The sequence below is a fragment of the Amycolatopsis kentuckyensis genome (genome assembly GCF_002155975.1).
GTDB classification, from domain to species: Bacteria; Actinomycetota; Actinomycetes; order Mycobacteriales; family Pseudonocardiaceae; genus Amycolatopsis; species Amycolatopsis kentuckyensis.
In genome coordinates, this window is record NZ_MUMI01000600.1 from 358 (window position 1) to 2,074 (window position 1,717).

The following is a 1,717-nucleotide window of genomic DNA, read 5'->3' on the forward strand; positions in this document are numbered from 1 at the left end:
GCGTAGACGTCGGCCGCCGGGCTCAGGGCGTTGCCCATGGCCTGCTCCGGGGCGATGTACGCCGGGGTTCCGAGGATCTCGCCACCGTGCGTCACCAGCGTCGCACCCTCGCTGATCACCCGGGCGATGCCGAAGTCCGCCACCTTCACCACGCCCTGCGTGCTGAACAGCAGGTTCCGCGGCTTGACGTCGAGGTGCAGCACCCCCGCCCGGTGCGCCGCGTGCAGCCCGGCCAGCATCGCCAGCCCGATCGCGCACGCCTGCTCGCCGCTGACACCGCCGCCGTGGAAGCGGCTGTGCACCGTCCCGCCGTCGAGCCGCTCCATCACCAGCAGGTGCTCGCGGCCCGTTCGGACGTAGTCGTACACCGGGACGATGTGCGGGTGGTCCAAGCTCGCCAGCACCCGCGCCTCGCGGTCGAAGAGCTCGCTGCTCGCCGCGTGGTTGAGCACGTCCCACGGCAACTGCTTGATCGCGACGCTGCGGCCCAGCGTCCGGTGCACGCCGGCGAACACGACACCCATGCCGCCCTCGCCGATCGACTCCCCGATGTCGTACTGCGGCAGGGCGGCGACCAGCTCGGCCGGTGCGCTCATCGGGTGAATTCCTGGGTCGACGGGAGCGGGAGCTGCACCGTCTTGTCACTTTCGGTCACCGCGGGCGGCGCCGGGTGCGGGGTCAGGTAGCCGAGCAGGAACGCGATCGCCGCCGCGCCGAGCACCACCGGGATCTCGACCGCCGGCTCGGGCGGGACCAGGCGCAGCACCGACAGGCTGATCACCGCGACCAGGCCGGTACCGAACCCGGCGGGCAGGAACCGCACGCCGCGGCGCCAGCGGTTGGGCGCCAGCCGGTGCCGGGCCAGCGCCAGCAGCGCGGTCAGCCAGGCGAGGATGGTCAGCACGAGCATCGCCAGGCCGAAGACGCCGTAGACCGACCAGAAGGACCCGCGGACGTCGGCGACCGTCGTCGCCTCACCCAGCGTGACGCGCCCGGAGTCGAGCAGCTCGACCGACGACGGCAGCAGCCCGGTCGCCTGCCCGGCCAGGTCACCGAGGTCGAGGACGAACGTCCGGGACACCGACCCGCGGGCCGGCACCTCGAAGGGCGCGGTCGTGTCGTAGGCGAAGAAGGTCAGCGCGAGCGCGACGCCCGACAGCCGCACGCTGCGGACCTTCACCGGCGCGGCCCCGGGGTTGGTCGCCACGACCTGCAGCTCGACCTGGTTCGCCGGATCGATCGGGACGGTGGCGTCCTCGATCGGCCGCTGGTCGATCGACACCTGGAGCCGCAGCGACGCGGACTCCGCGGAGGCGGGTGGCGCGCCCAGCAGCACCGCGCACAAACCCAACGCAACCCCCGCCGCGATGACACGTCCCATTGGGCATCCCCTACTTGCTTTACCGACTGGCCTGGAATGCTACAGCGAGCACACACCGGGGAGGGACGTCCCAATGCGATTCGTGGTTCGGCTGTTTTTCGGCGCCGTGGCCGGAACGTTGCTTCTGCTCACCGCGGCAGGCACCGCCAATGCACAAGTTCCGCCGTCGGTTGGTTTGAAACCGTCGAGCGGCCCGGCGGGCAGTTCGTTCACCATTTCCTGGAATGGTTTTCCGACCTGCCGGATCATCAATTTCTCCTGGGCCGGCTCGGCGCTCGGCCAGAAAGTGGCCCCGGCGTACAGCGGGCAGTTCGCCACCGCCGTCCCCGCCTCCGC

At 71.2% G+C, this 1,717-nt stretch carries 3 protein-coding genes; 1 reads left to right on the forward strand and 2 read right to left on the reverse strand.

What is annotated here, in order from left to right; all coding sequences use genetic code 11:
* Together CCN39_RS52330 and CCN39_RS43295 are read right to left on the reverse strand one after the other, a co-directional pair.
* Nucleotides 1-596: serine/threonine-protein kinase (locus CCN39_RS52330; protein WP_244211272.1), on the reverse strand; the 596-nt coding region annotated here is incomplete at its 3' end.
* A complete protein-coding gene (locus CCN39_RS43295) occupies nucleotides 593-1,381 on the reverse strand; it encodes a hypothetical protein (RefSeq protein ID WP_086852450.1) in 789 nt (262 codons plus the stop codon). The genes CCN39_RS52330 and CCN39_RS43295, both read right to left, overlap by 4 nt.
* Before the next feature lie 73 nt (nucleotides 1,382-1,454).
* Here CCN39_RS43295 and CCN39_RS49790 point away from each other — a divergent pair.
* The coding region (locus CCN39_RS49790; protein WP_208630638.1) for a hypothetical protein at nucleotides 1,455-1,717 on the forward strand (263 nt) is incomplete at its 3' end.

Coding starts and splice junctions, on each gene's coding strand:
- CCN39_RS43295 (WP_086852450.1), bottom strand. CDS start 1,381: ATGGGACGTGTCATCGCGGCGGGGGTTGCGTTGGGTTTGTGCGCGGTG.